This window comes from Mobilicoccus massiliensis, from assembly GCF_000826525.2.
Taxonomy (GTDB): Bacteria; Actinomycetota; Actinomycetes; order Actinomycetales; family Dermatophilaceae; genus Mobilicoccus; species Mobilicoccus massiliensis.
This window is the reverse complement of the sequence record NZ_LN651331.1, coordinates 160,740-174,639: the sequence shown is the minus strand read 5'-3', so window position 1 is coordinate 174,639 and position 13,900 is coordinate 160,740. Positions and strand designations below refer to the sequence as shown.

The window sequence follows — 13,900 nt, the reverse complement described above, 5'->3', positions numbered from 1 at the left end:
GTGAAGAGGAACCGATGCGCGAATCGATCAGCCCGCCGGTCGTCCCGCCCACGACGCAGGGGACCCTGGCCGATCTGCCCGTGCGAGGCGCCGCGCGGCGTCCCGACCGTGTCGTCTTCTCCGTGAAGGGCGACGACGGGTGGCGCGATGTCACCGCGCGTGGATTCGCCGACGAGGTCGCCCGACTCGCCAAGGGGTTCGTCGCCGCGGGCATCGAGGCCGGTGACCGGGTCGCGATCATGAGCCGCACCCGATACGAGTGGACCCTCGCCGATTTCGCCCTGTGGACGGCCGGAGCCGTGCCCGTGCCGGTGTACGAGACGTCCTCGGCCGGGCAGTTGAAGTGGATCCTGCAGGACACGGGCACGCGGGCCCTTCTCGTCGAGAACGAGACCCACGCCGCAGTGGCCGCGCAGGTCCGCGACGACTGCCCCGATCTCGAGCACGTGTGGTCGATCGAGGGTGGCGGACTGGAGGATCTGCTCGCGGCCGGTGCCGACGTCGACGACGCGACGCTCGCCGCGCGCACCGCGGGGCGTGACCGCACCGATCTCGCGACCGTGATCTACACCTCGGGCACCACCGGCCGCCCCAAGGGGTGTGAGCTCACCCACGGCAATTTCATGGACCTCTCCGACAACATCTGCGTCGAGCTCGACGTCATCGTCGGGCCCGAGGACGCCTCGGTGCTGCTGTTCCTGCCGTTGGCGCACGTGTTCGCGCGCCTCATCGAGGTGGTCGCCGTCGACGCGATGATGCGCGTCGGGCATGCGCCGGACATCAAGAACCTCACGGGCGACCTCCAGGCGTTCCGCCCGACGTTCCTCCTCGCGGTTCCCCGCGTGTTCGAGAAGGTCTACAACGCGGCCGACCAGAGCGCGCGCAACGACGGCAAGGGAGGAATCTTCACGCGGGCCACCCGCACCGCCATCGCCTACAGCCGAGCCCTCGACGAGCCCCGCGGGCCCTCCCTGCGAGTGCGGGTGGCGCACGCCGTGATGGAGCGGCTCGTCTACCGCCGACTTCGAGCGCGCCTCGGCGGACACATCCGCTGGGCGGTCTCCGGCGGCGCTCCGCTGGGCGAGCGGCTCGGCCACTTCTTCCGGGGCGTCGGTATCACGGTGCTCGAGGGATACGGCCTCACCGAGACCACAGCCCCCGTCGCGGTCGGCACGCCCGACAACCTGCGCATCGGGGCCGTCGGGCTACCGATCCCGGGCGTCGGGATGCGGATCGACGAGGACGGCGAGTTGCTCGTGTGCGGCGAGGGCGTCTTTCGCGGATACCGCGGCGATCCCGAGGCGACCCGTGCCGCCTTCACCGACGACGGCTGGCTGCGCACCGGCGACCTCGGCAACATCGACGAGGACGGGTTCCTCTCGATCACCGGCCGCAAGAAGGAGATCATCGTCACCGCCGGCGGCAAGAACGTCGCGCCCTCGGGACTCGAGGACGTCGTCCGCGCGCACCCCCTCGTCTCACAGGCCGTCGTCGTCGGGGACGGACGCCCCTTCGTCGGTGCCCTCCTCACCATCGACACCGACATGCTCGAATCCTGGGCCACCTCGCACGGGCGCCCCGACCTCACACCCGAGCTGTGCCTCACCGACCCGATGGTGCGCGAGCACATCCAGATGGCCGTCGACCGCGCGAACGCCACCGTGAGCCGGGCCGAGAGCATTCGCAAGTTCCGCATCATCCCCGGCGACTTCACCGAGGACAGCGGCCACCTCACCCCGTCGCTGAAGCTGCGACGCAAGGAGATTCTGCGCGACTTCGCGGGCGAGGTCGAAGCCCTCTACAGCTGAGTGGAACGCAACGCCGCCTGCTGCAGTTCGTGCCGCCACTGCGGCAGGAACACCGCCTCGAGCTCGCGGAAGGAGCCCGGCCCGGGAGCCCCGGGCCCGGTCGTGACGAGCCGAAGCAGCGCCGGTTCGCCGTACAGATCGGCGTAGACGGCGGCCGCGCTCGAGGCCTCGGCGTACGCGCCCAGCACCTGGGTGAGGTCGCCGTGGCCCACCTCGAAGTCGGCGTCGGCCGGGAAGGACGCCGGGGCCCCTTCGCGGGCGACCCGTGCGAACAGCGGGGCGAGCACCTCCTCGCGCCTCACCGCCGCGTCGCGGTAGGCGACGTACTCGGCCGTTCCCTCGACGAGCCAGGCCGGTGCGGCCGGCCGGGCGCGAGCCGCGAGGGCCACGTGGACACACTCGTGTGTCAGCACGACGCGACGCCCCTTCTCGGTGAGCGCCGCCCACCCACGGGGGTCGAGGTGCACCCGGACCCGCGCCGAGGGCGGACGGCCGGCGACGACGGTGGTGGCCACGGCCTCCACGGGAGCAGAAGACGGCCGCGCTCCCGTCGGGGTGCCGGGAGCCTCGCCCGCGGTCTCGGGAGAGGACGCGAGGACGACGACGAGCGGCGGGACGTCCTCGGCCGCGGGCCACACGGCCCGGCAGCGGCGCCACGCCTCGTCACCGGCCGCCGCGACCTCGCGCAGGCTCGCCGCAGTCGCCGGTCCGGCGACCACCGTGGCAGCGGAGGTGAGGACCTCATCGGTGGGCCGCTCGCGCCGGAGGCGGGCCGCCGCAGAGGCGACTCGTCCCGCGACACCGGGTCGGGGCGCAGCCGTGGACGCCCCGCTCGACCCGCTGCCGGTGGCGCCCCCGGCCTCCGTCGAGGCTGTCGGCGCCGGCGGTGTCGAGGACCGGCTCGAACCTGGAGCCGCCACGAGTGCGGCCTCGCTGGGAGGCGGGGCCGTCGCATCGAGCCCGGGCGGCGTCGGCCCGCCGCCGCACGCGCTCAGACCGAGGACGAGGGCGAGCGCACCGGCCGGCAGCACCGAGCGACGGGCGAGAGGAGCATACGAACCCACGCGTCGGGCGTGCATCGATCGCCTCCGTTCATCCGGCCACGCGTACACCCTCCCACGGATGCACCTCGGCGGTGAGGTGCGCCGCTCGCTCCGCGTCGATGAGTCCGGCGCCGACGAACGCGTCGACGGCCCGGCGTTCCACCGGATCGAGACGCAACCCGCCCAGCGGGACGTCGAGCAGGACTCGCACGGCACAGTCGGCGCATGCCGCCCCGGAGACGGGGCACGTGCCACAGTCCACGATCATCTCGGCCTCCTCGACCTCGACCGCCGGAACACCTCGTCCCAGCTCGCCCCGGACGTTACGGCTCGGCACCGACAACCCTTGCGACCTGCGACGACGCGCGAGAGCAACGGTTGTCGGAGGGCCCTGCCATCCTCGGCCCCATGCACGACGACACGACCCTCCTCCCCCTGCACGCGGGGCCCGGCAGCCCACCGGCCGCGGCGTCCACGACGCCCGCGGCGGGCAGCACCGGCGCCGGATACGTCCAGGGAACGCTGGACGAGCTCGGCACCCCGTTGTCGCAGGTCACCTTCGTCGTCGTCGACCTCGAGACCACCGGCGGCAACCCCGCCGACTCGCACATCACCGAGATCGGGGCCGTCAAGGTGTGCGGCGGGGAGGTCCTCGGCGAGTTCCACACCCTCGTCGACCCCCAGGTGCCGGTGCCGCCCTTCATCCGTCTCCTCACCGGCATCACCGACGAGATGCTCGCCGGAGCCCCGCAGATCGACGACGTCCTCCCCCGCTTTCTCGAGTTCTCCCGGGGGGCCGTGCTCGTGGCCCACAACGCCCCGTTCGACATCGGGTTCCTCCGCACCGGCGCCCGCCGGCTCGGTCTCGCGTGGGGATCGCCCACCGTCGTCGACACGGTCACTCTCGCCCGCCGGCTCGTCACCCGTGACGAGGTGCCCAACCACAAGCTGGGCACCCTCGCAGAGCTGTTCGGCACGGCCGTCATCCCCGACCACCGGGCGTTGCACGACGCCCGGGCCACGGTCGACGTCCTCCACGGCCTGCTGGCCCGCTGCGGCGGTACGGGCCCCCTCGCCGCCCGCACCCTGGAAGAGCTGCAGGTGCTCGCCTCCCGGGTGCATCCCGTCCAACGCCGCAAACGCCACCTCGGCGAGGGCCTGCCCTCGGCCCCCGGCGTCTACATGTTCACGGGCCTGCGCGGCAAGGTGCTCTACGTGGGCACCTCCACCGACATCCGGCGTCGTGTGTCGTCGTACTTCACCGCCTCCGAGCAGCGCGCCCGCATGACCGAGATGCTCCAGGCCGCCGAGCACGTCGTCCCCGTCGTGTGCGCCACCCGCCTCGAGGCACAGGTGCGCGAACTGCGTCTCATCGCCGAACACGACCCGCCGTACAACCGCCGCTCCAAACGGCCGGCCTCACGCGCCTGGGTCAAGGTCACGATCGAGCCGTTCCCTCGGCTCTCCGTCGTCACCGCGGTCAAGAACGACGGCGCGGCCTACTGCGGGCCCTTTCCCCGGCGACAGAGCGCCCTCGACGCGATGGCGGCGGTCCACGAGGTCATTCCGTTGCGGCAGTGCACGACCCGCCTCGCCCGGCTCGCCCGGCAGGCCTCGGCCTGCCTGCTCGCCGAGATCGGCCGGTGCGGCGCACCCTGCCGGGGGCGGCAGAGCGTCGAGGAGTACGCCCCGCTCGCGAAACGTGCCACGGAGCTGCTCACCGGCGCCGACCGTGCCCCCGTCGAGACGCTGCGCCGACGCATGCGCGACCTCTCCGCCGACGAGCGTTACGAGGAGGCCGGTGCCGTCCGCGACCGGGCCGCCTCTCTCGTCGACGGGCTCGCGCGCGCCCAGCGGCTCGCCCCGCTCGCGGCGGCCCCGGAGATCGTCGCGGCCCGCCGACGGGACGAAGGGGGCTGGGAGGTCGTGACCATTCGGCACGGCCGCCTCGCCGGGACCACCTGTACACCCCCCCGCGCCGATCCCATGCCGTTCATCTCGGCCATGCGTGCCACGGCCGAGGTCGTCGCCGCACCGATCCCACCCGCACCGGCGACCCACCCGGAGGAGACCGAGATCCTCCACCGTTGGCTCGTACAGGCCGGGGTGCGCCTCGTCGACCTCGTCGGCACGTGGAGCTGCCCGGTCGGCGGCGCCGAGGGCATCCCGAGTCTGCGGCCCTCGAGCACGCCTGCCGAACGGGCCACGCTGACTACAGTGGAGAGGTGATCACCGCCATCGTCCTCATCAACGCCGACGTCCACCGCATCCCCGAGGCCGGCCAGGCCATCGCCGAGATCGACGGGGTCACCGAGGTGTACTCCGTCACCGGGAGCTGCGACCTCATCGCGGTCGTCAGGGTGGCCCGGCACGAGGATCTCGCCGACGTCATCGCCGACCGCATCAACAAGGCGGAGGGGGTCACCTCCACCGACACCCACATCGCCTTTCGCACCTACAGCACGAGCGACCTCGACGCGGCGTTCAGCATCGGCCTGGACTAGTCCCGGCACCGGGTGGCCATGGCAACGCCGCCCTGCTGACCGCAGCGCGCCGAATCGCGCTGAACTTCATTGACTCTCGCCGGCTGCGCCCGTTCGAGCGCACCCGCAGGAGTCACCCCGGCTCGATCGCCCCTGCCGGGCTGCACCCGTTCGATCGCACGCGGTCAGACGCGCCGTACCGTCGACTCCCGCCACTCCTCCAGTCGGCGGGCAGCCGCTCCACCGTCGATCGCCTCGACAGCCCGGGCGATCCCCCCGCGCATCGCGGTCTCGAAGGTGGTCTGGTCGACGACCCGGTCGGCGTCGTACACGAGCGCCAGCGCGATGCCGGCGTTGAGCAGGACGGCGGTGCGCACCGCGTTCATCGTGCCGTGCGTACGCCGCTCGACCAGGTTGCGCACCACGCCGGCGTTGTGCGCCGCGTCACCGCCACGCAGGTCCGCCAACGGGTAGCGCGACAGGCCGAACGCCGCGGGATCGACGACGTAGCGCGCCACCCGCCCGTCGTGCACCCACCAGACGTCCGACAGCGTCGACACGGTCAGTTCGTCGAGCCCGTCCTGCCCACGGAACACCACCGCATCCTTGCCACGCTCGGCGAAGACGCCGGCGACGAGCGGAGCGGCGGGCGCGAACGCCACGCCCACGGCCGCGAACGTCGGCTGCGCCGGGTTGGTGAGAGGGCCCAGGAGGTTGAACACCGTGGGCACGCCGAGTTCCCGGCGCGTCGCTGCGGCGTGACGCATCGAGGGGTGGAAGTCCTGGGCGAAGCAGAACGTGATGCCCGTCTCGTGCGCGACCTCGACGACCCCGTCCGGGCCGAGGCTGAGGACGACCCCGAGGGCCTCGAGGCAGTCGGCGGTGCCGGAGGAGGACGACGCGGCCCGGTTGCCGTGCTTGACGACGGTGGCGCCCGCGGCCGAGGCGACGATCGCCGACATCGTCGAGATGTTGACCGTGTTCTGCCGGTCACCCCCGGTGCCGACGATGTCGAGGCTCGGAGCCGGCACCTCGATGCGCCGCGCGTGACCGAGCATCTCGTCCGCGATCCCGACGAGTTCGTGGGTGGAGACACCCTTGGCCTGCAACGCCATGACGAACCCGGCCACCTGGCTCGGCGTGGCCTCGCCGCTCATGATGCGGCCCATCGCCCAGGAGGCGGCCTCGGCGGTGAGGTCGTCGCCCTCGACGAGGCGGGTGAGAACGTCGGGCCAGCTGTGCGCGTCGGCCACGAGGATCAGTCGTCCGCGAGCGTGCGCGCCACGTCGACCACGGCCTGCGACATCGTCAGGGCGTCGAAGGGCTGGGGCACGGCCGCGTCGGCGTAGGACCACGAGGCGAGCCACGCGTCCTGGGGTCGCCCGGTGAGAACGATCACGGGCGGGCACTCGTAGACCTCGTGCTTGAGCTGGCGGCACAGGCCCAGACCACCGAGAGGCGCGGCCTCACCGTCGAGGATCAGCATGTCGACCTGACCCGCCTTGACGGCCTCGACGACGGCCGGGGCCGTGGCGAACTCCTGCCACGACTCGATCTCGACATCCGGCGCGGGGCGCCGGCCCACGGCCAGGCGCACGGCGTCGCGAACGCTGCGGTCGTCGCTGAACAACAGGAGGCGCACGGCCCGCGCACCGCGGGACGGGCGAGCGGTGGAGGCGGTGGTCGTGTCGCTAACGGGGCCAGTCATGTGCCGAATCCTACCGACCGCGCGCCCGAACGAGGCGCCCGCGGTGCCCTCGCCGCGCCGCAGGCATCACCGCCCGGGCCCCAGACCTCGTCCGCAGGGTCGCGCCTCGGAGACGACGGCCTCCCCGCGCTGCTCACCGGGCAGCGCGGCCGGCGTCCGCCGGGTCTGGAGAAGGGGGGTTCGGCGACGCGTCGGGGTCCCAACGTCCCATTCCGCCTCCGTTATGGCCATAATGGCGCCCGTGGCGACTGTTTCCTCTGCACATACGCACTCACCCAGACCTCGGCCCGAGACTGCCCCGGGACACGGTCCGGTCACCCGACCCGACATGGCCTCCGTGGGCACCATCGTGTGGCTGTCGAGCGAACTCATGTTCTTCGCAGGACTGTTCGCCATCTACTTCACGCTGCGTTCCGTACGGCCCGACCTGTGGGACGCCGGCACCGCTCACCTCAACGTGCCGTTCGCGTTCGTCAACACGACGATCCTCGTGATCAGCTCCGTCTGGTGCCAGTTCGGAGTGGCCGCGGCCGAGCGGGGCCAGGGCTCACGCACCGGCGGTCTGCTCCAGGTCAAGAAGTGGGGCATGCGCGAGTGGTTCGTGCTGACCTACCTCTTCGGTTCGGTCTTCGTCGCGGGTCAGATCCTCGAGTACGCCGAGCTCATCTCACACGGGCTCACGCTCTCGGCCGACGCCTACACCTCGGCGTTCTACATCACCACCGGATTCCACGGCATCCACGTGATCGGCGGTCTGCTCGCGTTCCTCTTCATCATCGGCCGCAGCATGACCACGACCCGGTACACCCACCGGCAGGCCACCGGCGCCATCGTCGTCTCGTACTACTGGCACTTCGTCGACGTCGTCTGGATCGCTCTGTTCGCGGTCATCTACATCCTCCAATGAGCCTCGGACGCACCACCGACCGGACGCTCCGGCACCGACCGATCCCCGACCCTTCGATGTCAAGGATGGCCTCGTGACCTCCTCACCCGTGACCCGACGCCGACACCCCGCGCTGCTGTTCGCGCTGCTCGTCGTCGCCCTCACCGCCGTCGGCGGCGTCTACGCCCTCGTGGCTCCGGGGGGCGCGGCCACCGCGGACACCCGCCCCTACACGGCGAGCGACGTCGAGGCCGGTCAGCGCCTGTTCAAGGCCAACTGCTCGACGTGCCACGGTCAGCAGGGCCAGGGCACCAGCGACGGCCCCTCGCTCGTGGGCGTCGGCCCGGCGTCGGTCGACTTCCAGGTCGGCACGGGCCGCATGCCGCTGGCCGGGCCCGCGGTGCAGGCGCAGCGCAGCGAGAACGTCATGTTCGACGACGAGCAGATCCGTCAGATGGCCGCCTACGTCGACTCCCTCGGCCCCGGTCCCCAGCTGCCCGACGAGAAGTACGCCAGCGGCGTCGGCGGCGACGTGGCCCGCGGCGGCGAGATCTACCGCGTCAACTGCGCCATGTGCCACAACTTCGCCGGCTCCGGAGGTGCGCTCACCCGCGGCAAGTTCGCCCCGCCGCTGCACAACATCGAGGGCAAGCACATCTACGAGGCGATGCTCACCGGGCCGCAGTCGATGCCGGTCTTCGACGATCTCAACATCGACGCCGAGGCCAAGCGCGACGTCATCGCCTACCTCCACCACCTCGATCAGAACGAGAACTTCGGCGGTCTCAGCCTCGGCAACCTCGGCCCCGTCGCCGACGGCTTCTTCTTCTGGGCGTTCGGGATCCCGCTCATGCTCGGTGCCGCCGTCTGGCTCGCACGCAAGGCCGCCTGACCCCCGTGACCACCTCCCGCCAGCACGACAGCGACAGGAACGTAGACATGAACGAGAACGGCAGCATCCCGGAGGACGGGGGCGGCGCGCACGGCCACCCCGGCACCCCGGCACGCCGTGACCTCGGTGACCGGCACTCCACCGCCGTGGAGCAAGCGCCCGAGCGATTCGAGAACCCCGGCTTTCCGCCCCACATCCCGCGTCACTCGGACGTGGACCCCAAGGCGGCCAAGCGTGCCGAACGGCAGGTGCTCGCGCTCTTCACGCTGTCGGTCCTCGGGTCGATCGGCTTCGTCGTCGCGTACTTCGCGCTCGACCCGAAGTCCATGGTTCCCGTCCCGGTCTTCGGCCGCATCAGCCCCTTCCACACCGTGCTGGGCCTGTGTCTGGCCGCCTCGCTGCTCGGCATCGGAATCGGTGCGGTGCAGTGGGCCAAGACCCTCATGCCCGACACCGAGCAGGTCGAGGAGCGGCACCGCACCGCCTCCTCCCCCGAGTCGCGGGAGGCGTTCCAGGAGACGATGCAGGAGGGGCTGCGTTCCAGCCAGCTCGCTCGTCGTCCGATGATCGGCGTGCTCGGGGCCACGGCGCTCGGCATCTTCGCCCTGCCGCCGCTGTTCCCGGTCATCGGCGGCCTCGGCCCCATGCCGGGCCGTCAGATGCACCACACCTTCTGGCAGACGGGTATGCGCCTCATGCGTGACCCGCAGATGACCCCGATCCGCGCCGACGAGGTCCACCAGGGCGCCGTGTTCCACGTGCTCCCCGAGGGCATCGACGGCCCCGTTCTGCACCCCCAGGACGGCCAGAAGTTCGAGCACGACGAGGACCTCAACCTCCTGCAGCGCAAGGCCAAGGCCGCCGTGCTGCTCATGCGTCTGGACCCCTCCCTGTTCAAGAGCGACAAGGCTCGCGACTGGGGTTACGAGGGCATCGTCGCCTACAACAAGATCTGCACCCACGCGGGCTGCCCGGTCGGTCTGTACGAGCAGCAGACCCACCACCTGCTCTGCCCGTGCCACCAGTCCACCTTCGACGTGACGCAGGACTGCAAGGTCATCTTCGGACCGGCCAAGCGCCCCCTGCCCCAGTTGAAGATCACCGTGGACGACGAGGGCTACCTCGTGGCGGCCCAGCCGTTCATGGAGCCCGTCGGACCGAGCTTCTGGAGTCGTGAACGATGAGCACCCAGGCCACTGCCCGCGCAGCCGACCGGCTGCGCTCCGACGCCCGCGACGACGGCGCCACGACCCCCCGCGGACGCGGCGGACGGGGTGCCGCGGTCGCGAGCTGGTTCGACGATCGCACCGGCCTCGCCGGCCCCGTGCGCTACCTCATGCGCAAGGTCTTCCCCGACCACTGGTCGTTCATGCTCGGCGAAGTCGCGATGTACTCGATGATCGTCGCGCTCCTCACCGGTGTGGCCCTCACCCTGTGGTTCGTGCCGTCCATGGGCGAGGTGCACTACGAAGGCCCCTACGCGCCGCTCAACGGCGTCGAGATGAGCGAGGCGTACGCCTCCACGCTCAAGATCTCCTTCGAGGTCCCCGGTGGTCTGCTCATCCGTCAGGTCCACCACTGGGCGGCCCTGTTCTTCGTCGGCGCCGTCGGCCTGCACATGGCCCGCGTGTTCTTCACCGGCGCGTTCCGCAAGCCGCGTGAGATCAACTGGGTCATCGGCTGTGTGCTCCTGCTGCTCGCCATGATCGAGGGGTTCGCCGGCTACTCCCTCCCCGACGACCTGCTCTCGGGCACCGGTCTGCGGGTCATGGAGGGCTTCGTCGAGTCCACCCCGATCCTCGGCTCGATCATGAGCTACCTCATGTTCGGCGGCGCCTTCCCGGGCGAGCTCATCATCCCCCGCCTCTACATGGTGCACATGCTGCTCGTGCCGGCCATCCTTATCGGCCTGTTCACGGCTCACCTCGTGCTCGTCGTCGTGCACAAGCACACGCAGTTCCCCGGGCCGGGCCGCACCAACGAGAATGTCGTCGGCTACCGGGTCATGCCGGTCTACGCGGCCAAGGCGGGCGGCTTCTTCTTCATCGTCTTCGGCATCATCACGCTCGTCTCGGCGCTCGTGACGATCAACCCGGTGTGGGCGTACGGCCCGTACGACCCGTCCCCGGTCACCGCGGGTGTGCAGCCCGACTGGTACATGGGCTTCGCCGACGGCGCCCTGCGTCTGCTGCCGGGCTGGATGGAGTTCGTCATCGCCGGCTGGACGTTCTCGCCGAACGTCGCGCTCGGGTCGATCGTGCTGCTGCCGCTCGTGTTCACCATCGCCGGGCTCTACCCCTTCGTCGAGGCCTGGGTCACCGGTGACAAGCGCGAGCACCACCTGCTCGACCGTCCCCGCAACCGCCCCACCCGCACCGGTATCGGTGTGGGCGCGATCATCGCCTACCTGGTGATGTTCTTCGCGGCCGGTAACGACATCATGGCCATCAAGCTGGGCCTGTCGATCAACGACATCACCCACGTGCTGCGGTTCCTGTTCTTCGCGGGCCCGATCCTCGGGTTCATGATCACCAAGCGCATCTGCCTGTCGCTGCAGCGCGCCGACCGCGATCTCGTCCTCCACGGCAAGGAGACGGGCCGGATCGTGCGCACCGCCGGCGGTGAGTTCCGCGAGGTTCACCAGCCGCTGGACGTCTACGAGCAGTGGGACCTCGTCGGCCACGAGTCGCCGGCCCCGCTGCAGCTCACCGACGGCAAGGACGCCCACGGCGTGGAGTCCCCCACGGCACGCAGCGAGAAGCGCCGCGCCGCGTGGTCCCGGTTCTTCTTCAAGGACCGCGTGCCGGTGCCGACGCCGGAGGAGGTCGCCGAGGCGCGCGCCCACAACGAGCACGAGCTCGCCCTCGACCGCCGCCTGCTGGCCGACGCCGATCACACGCACGACGAGATCGAGCACGAGGCCGCGGTCCACAAGGAGATCGAGCACGACAAGAGGCTGGACCAGGACGCCCAGCGCTGACCCTCGCTGGCTCCGACGAAGGGCCCCGCACGATGAATCGTCGTGCGGGGCCCTTCGTCTGTCACGTGCCGCGGTTCGGCTCTCGAGAGCCCTTCAATGCCTCGAGCCGCTCGGTCACCGCGCGGTGCGACTCCGGCGACACATCGAGTTCGAGCACCTTCGAACGAGCCGTGGCGCCCGTGACGAGCGTGACGTCGCGTCGACGAAGGCCGAGGGCCGCGGCCACCGCGTCGATGGCGGCCTGCGTCGCCGAGCCGTCGACCGGCCGCGCGGTGACCGCGACGACCAGTGTGTCCTCGCCGTAGCGCCCGCCGACCTTCGTGCGCGACGCACCCGGTCGCACCCGGATGTCGATCCTCATCGCCGTCCTCCGTCCGTCACCATGGAGCCATGCACGTGTCAGCCGATCGATTCGAGGAGCTCGTCGCCGACGCGCTGGACCAGGTTCCCGCGGAGCTGCTCGACATGCTCGAGAACGTCGTCTTCCTCGTCGAGGAGGAGCCGGAGCATGGTGCGGACATCCTCGGCCTCTACGAGGGCGTGCCGCGCACCGAACGGACCTGGGGTGATCTCGGTCTGCCCGACCGCATCACGATCTTCCGAGGCCCGACGCTGCGCATGTGCGACGACGAGCAGCAGGTCGCGGACGAGGTGGCCATCACGGTCGTTCACGAGATCGCCCATCACTTCGGCATCGACGACGCGCGCCTGCACGAGCTGGGTTGGGGCTAAGGGGTGTTACTTCGACGCCAGCGCACTACGCGCATGCCAGGCCTTGGCGTCGAACAGCCAGACCGACAGCCCGTCGCCGGGCTGCATCTTGCGACCTGATCCCACGAACTCCACCACGTCGCCGACGATCGACTGACGGAACACCGCCGCGGCCGCCGACGGCCCGAGGTTGATGCAGCCATGGCTGACGTTGCGTCGCCCCTGTGCCCACACCGACCACGGGGCCGCGTGGAGGAACTCCCCCGTGTTCGTCACGCGCATCGCGTACTTGACCTCGGTGCGGTAGTAGTTGGGGTCCTCCGCCTTGACCCCCACCGTGGCCGCGTCCATGACGTAGTCGGCGTGCTTCTCGGTGATGATCTTGGTTCCGCTGCGCGTCTCCCATTCGGCGGTGGGCTTGCCACCACTGATGGGGTAGGTGGCGATCGTCTTGCCGTTCTCCCGCACGGTCATGACGTGGCTCGACAGGTTGACCACGCTCACCCGCGCGCGATCGGAGATGTCGAACTTCGCGCCCTTGTCCTGCACGATCCACTTGTCGTCGCCGGTCTGGACGCCGGTGAGCGGCGCCGCGACGGTGATCTTCGTGCCCGGCTTCCAGTAGGAGTCGGGTCGCCACATGAGCTGCCGGTCGTCCAACCATCCCCAGGAGCCCTTCTGCGCCGGGGTGACCTTGAGCTTCATGCGCCGCTCGACGTCGGCTCGCAGTTTGGGTGAGGTGACGGCACTGTCGAACGTCACCATGACCGGCATGCCGACGCCCACCGTGTTGCCGTCGGGGGTCACCCGGTAGGTGGCGCTGATCTTGGGCTTCAGGGTGGTGATCCGCATCTCCTGCTGCTGGACCTCCCCCGCGGCGTTCTTCGCACTCGCACGCCAGGTGTACTGGGAGTCGGGAACCAGCCGGGTATCGGCGGAGCTCGTCCACACCCCGTCGGCGACCCGGCCGGGCACGGTCTTGCCATCGGGGCCGACGAGCCGGACGTTCACCAGCGTGCCGCCCTCGGCACCGACGCTCAATCGTTGATCGGGTCTGACCGGCTGCTTCGCGTCCTTGACCGAGAACGTCAGCGATGCCGGCGGAACCGTCGGGGTCGGGGTCTCATTCCCTCCACCCACCCCGGGCACATCGGCGTTGCAGGCCGTGACCAGAAGCACGGAGGCAAGTGCCAGCGACATGCCCGCGTGGCGCGTTCGATTGTTCGTCTGACCCACCGTGTACCCGTGTTCCTCCCTCGAGCCGGACCGGCCGTTCGCCGCCTTCTGCGGCCCGATGCCGCCGCCCCCACCGATCACCTTCCGCGGCACGCCGCCGCCCCCATCAATCAATGGTGGCCGAAATCGCCGCCCGGCGCCAGCGGCGCCGCA

At 70.7% G+C, this 13,900-nt stretch carries 14 protein-coding genes; 8 read left to right on the top strand and 6 right to left on the bottom strand.

From position 1 onward, the window contains the following. Nucleotides 1–14 precede the first annotated feature (14 nt). Nucleotides 15–1,808: an AMP-dependent synthetase/ligase gene (locus BN1197_RS13710; RefSeq protein WP_040160638.1), complete on the top strand. Its 1,794-nt coding sequence runs from the start codon at nucleotides 15–17 to the stop codon at nucleotides 1,806–1,808. On the opposite strand, the gene BN1197_RS13705 is transcribed toward BN1197_RS13710, so the two are convergent. Further along, complete coding sequence (locus BN1197_RS13705; RefSeq protein WP_141397300.1) at nucleotides 1,799–2,527, bottom strand: hypothetical protein; 729 nt, start codon at nucleotides 2,525–2,527, stop codon at nucleotides 1,799–1,801. The two genes, BN1197_RS13710 and BN1197_RS13705, sit on opposite strands and share 10 nt — an antisense overlap. Nucleotides 2,528–2,900: 373 nt before the next feature. Then, entirely contained in the window at nucleotides 2,901–3,119 is a 219-nt protein-coding gene (locus BN1197_RS13700) for a hypothetical protein (RefSeq protein ID WP_141397321.1), read from the bottom strand. 140 nt (nucleotides 3,120–3,259) lie between these two features. Between BN1197_RS13700 and BN1197_RS13695 the strand changes: the two genes are divergently transcribed. Together BN1197_RS13695 and BN1197_RS13690 are read left to right on the top strand one after the other, a co-directional pair. Further along, nucleotides 3,260–5,080 (top strand): DEDD exonuclease domain-containing protein, encoded by a 1,821-nt coding sequence (locus tag BN1197_RS13695; protein ID WP_082043973.1) that lies wholly within the window; start codon nucleotides 3,260–3,262, stop codon nucleotides 5,078–5,080. Continuing rightward, nucleotides 5,077–5,355: an Lrp/AsnC family transcriptional regulator gene (locus BN1197_RS13690; RefSeq protein WP_040160634.1), complete on the top strand. Its 279-nt coding sequence runs from the start codon at nucleotides 5,077–5,079 to the stop codon at nucleotides 5,353–5,355. Before BN1197_RS13695 ends, BN1197_RS13690 begins: the two co-directional genes overlap by 4 nt. Before the next feature lie 164 nt (nucleotides 5,356–5,519). Here the strand turns inward: BN1197_RS13690 and trpD are convergent, their stop codons facing one another. Both trpD and BN1197_RS13680 read right to left on the bottom strand, forming a co-directional pair. Beyond that, complete coding sequence (gene trpD / locus BN1197_RS13685) at nucleotides 5,520–6,587, bottom strand: anthranilate phosphoribosyltransferase (protein WP_040160632.1); 1,068 nt, start codon at nucleotides 6,585–6,587, stop codon at nucleotides 5,520–5,522. A 5-nt stretch (nucleotides 6,588–6,592) separates the two neighbouring features. After that, nucleotides 6,593–7,042: a response regulator gene (locus BN1197_RS13680; protein WP_040160630.1), complete on the bottom strand. Its 450-nt coding sequence runs from the start codon at nucleotides 7,040–7,042 to the stop codon at nucleotides 6,593–6,595. 328 nt (nucleotides 7,043–7,370) lie between these two features. Between BN1197_RS13680 and ctaE the strand changes: the two genes are divergently transcribed. The 4 genes from ctaE (at nucleotide 7,371) to qcrB (ending at nucleotide 11,800) form a co-directional block, all read left to right on the top strand. After that, entirely contained in the window at nucleotides 7,371–7,949 is a 579-nt protein-coding gene (gene ctaE / locus BN1197_RS13675) for an aa3-type cytochrome oxidase subunit III (protein WP_040160628.1), read from the top strand. A 73-nt stretch (nucleotides 7,950–8,022) separates the two neighbouring features. Continuing rightward, the gene (qcrC, locus tag BN1197_RS13670) at nucleotides 8,023–8,820 is read left to right on the top strand and encodes a cytochrome bc1 complex diheme cytochrome c subunit (protein ID WP_082043910.1); all 798 of its coding nucleotides are present in this window, start codon (nucleotides 8,023–8,025) and stop codon (nucleotides 8,818–8,820) included. 47 nt (nucleotides 8,821–8,867) lie between these two features. Beyond that, on the top strand, nucleotides 8,868–10,004 hold the full coding sequence (gene qcrA, locus BN1197_RS13665) for a cytochrome bc1 complex Rieske iron-sulfur subunit (protein WP_040160626.1): 1,137 nt from the start codon (nucleotides 8,868–8,870) through the stop codon (nucleotides 10,002–10,004). Next, nucleotides 10,001–11,800 carry a cytochrome bc1 complex cytochrome b subunit gene (gene qcrB / locus BN1197_RS13660; RefSeq protein WP_052466751.1) on the top strand — a complete coding sequence of 600 codons (1,800 nt, stop codon included), beginning with the start codon at nucleotides 10,001–10,003 and terminating at the stop codon, nucleotides 11,798–11,800. Before qcrA ends, qcrB begins: the two co-directional genes overlap by 4 nt. A gap of 61 nt (nucleotides 11,801–11,861) precedes the next feature. Here the strand turns inward: qcrB and BN1197_RS13655 are convergent, their stop codons facing one another. Then, nucleotides 11,862–12,161 carry a DUF167 domain-containing protein gene (locus BN1197_RS13655; RefSeq protein WP_040160623.1) on the bottom strand — a complete coding sequence of 100 codons (300 nt, stop codon included), beginning with the start codon at nucleotides 12,159–12,161 and terminating at the stop codon, nucleotides 11,862–11,864. Nucleotides 12,162–12,190: 29 nt separating this feature from the next. On the opposite strand from BN1197_RS13655, the gene BN1197_RS13650 reads away from it, so the two are divergent. After that, nucleotides 12,191–12,532: a metallopeptidase family protein gene (locus tag BN1197_RS13650; protein WP_040160621.1), complete on the top strand. Its 342-nt coding sequence runs from the start codon at nucleotides 12,191–12,193 to the stop codon at nucleotides 12,530–12,532. Between the two features lie 6 nt (nucleotides 12,533–12,538). On the opposite strand, the gene BN1197_RS13645 is transcribed toward BN1197_RS13650, so the two are convergent. Next, nucleotides 12,539–13,690 (bottom strand): L,D-transpeptidase, encoded by a 1,152-nt coding sequence (locus BN1197_RS13645; protein WP_187122605.1) that lies wholly within the window; start codon nucleotides 13,688–13,690, stop codon nucleotides 12,539–12,541. Between the last annotated feature and the right edge of the window lie 210 nt (nucleotides 13,691–13,900).

Coding starts and splice junctions, on each gene's coding strand:
- BN1197_RS13710 (WP_040160638.1), top strand. CDS start 15: ATGCGCGAATCGATCAGCCCGCCGGTCGTCCCGCCCACGACGCAGGGG.
- BN1197_RS13700 (WP_141397321.1), bottom strand. CDS start 3,119: ATGATCGTGGACTGTGGCACGTGCCCCGTCTCCGGGGCGGCATGCGCC.
- BN1197_RS13695 (WP_082043973.1), top strand. CDS start 3,260: ATGCACGACGACACGACCCTCCTCCCCCTGCACGCGGGGCCCGGCAGC.
- BN1197_RS13680 (WP_040160630.1), bottom strand. CDS start 7,042: ATGACTGGCCCCGTTAGCGACACGACCACCGCCTCCACCGCTCGCCCG.
- ctaE (WP_040160628.1), top strand. CDS start 7,371: ATGGCCTCCGTGGGCACCATCGTGTGGCTGTCGAGCGAACTCATGTTC.
- qcrA (WP_040160626.1), top strand. CDS start 8,868: ATGAACGAGAACGGCAGCATCCCGGAGGACGGGGGCGGCGCGCACGGC.
- qcrB (WP_052466751.1), top strand. CDS start 10,001: ATGAGCACCCAGGCCACTGCCCGCGCAGCCGACCGGCTGCGCTCCGAC.
- BN1197_RS13655 (WP_040160623.1), bottom strand. CDS start 12,161: ATGAGGATCGACATCCGGGTGCGACCGGGTGCGTCGCGCACGAAGGTC.
- BN1197_RS13650 (WP_040160621.1), top strand. CDS start 12,191: ATGCACGTGTCAGCCGATCGATTCGAGGAGCTCGTCGCCGACGCGCTG.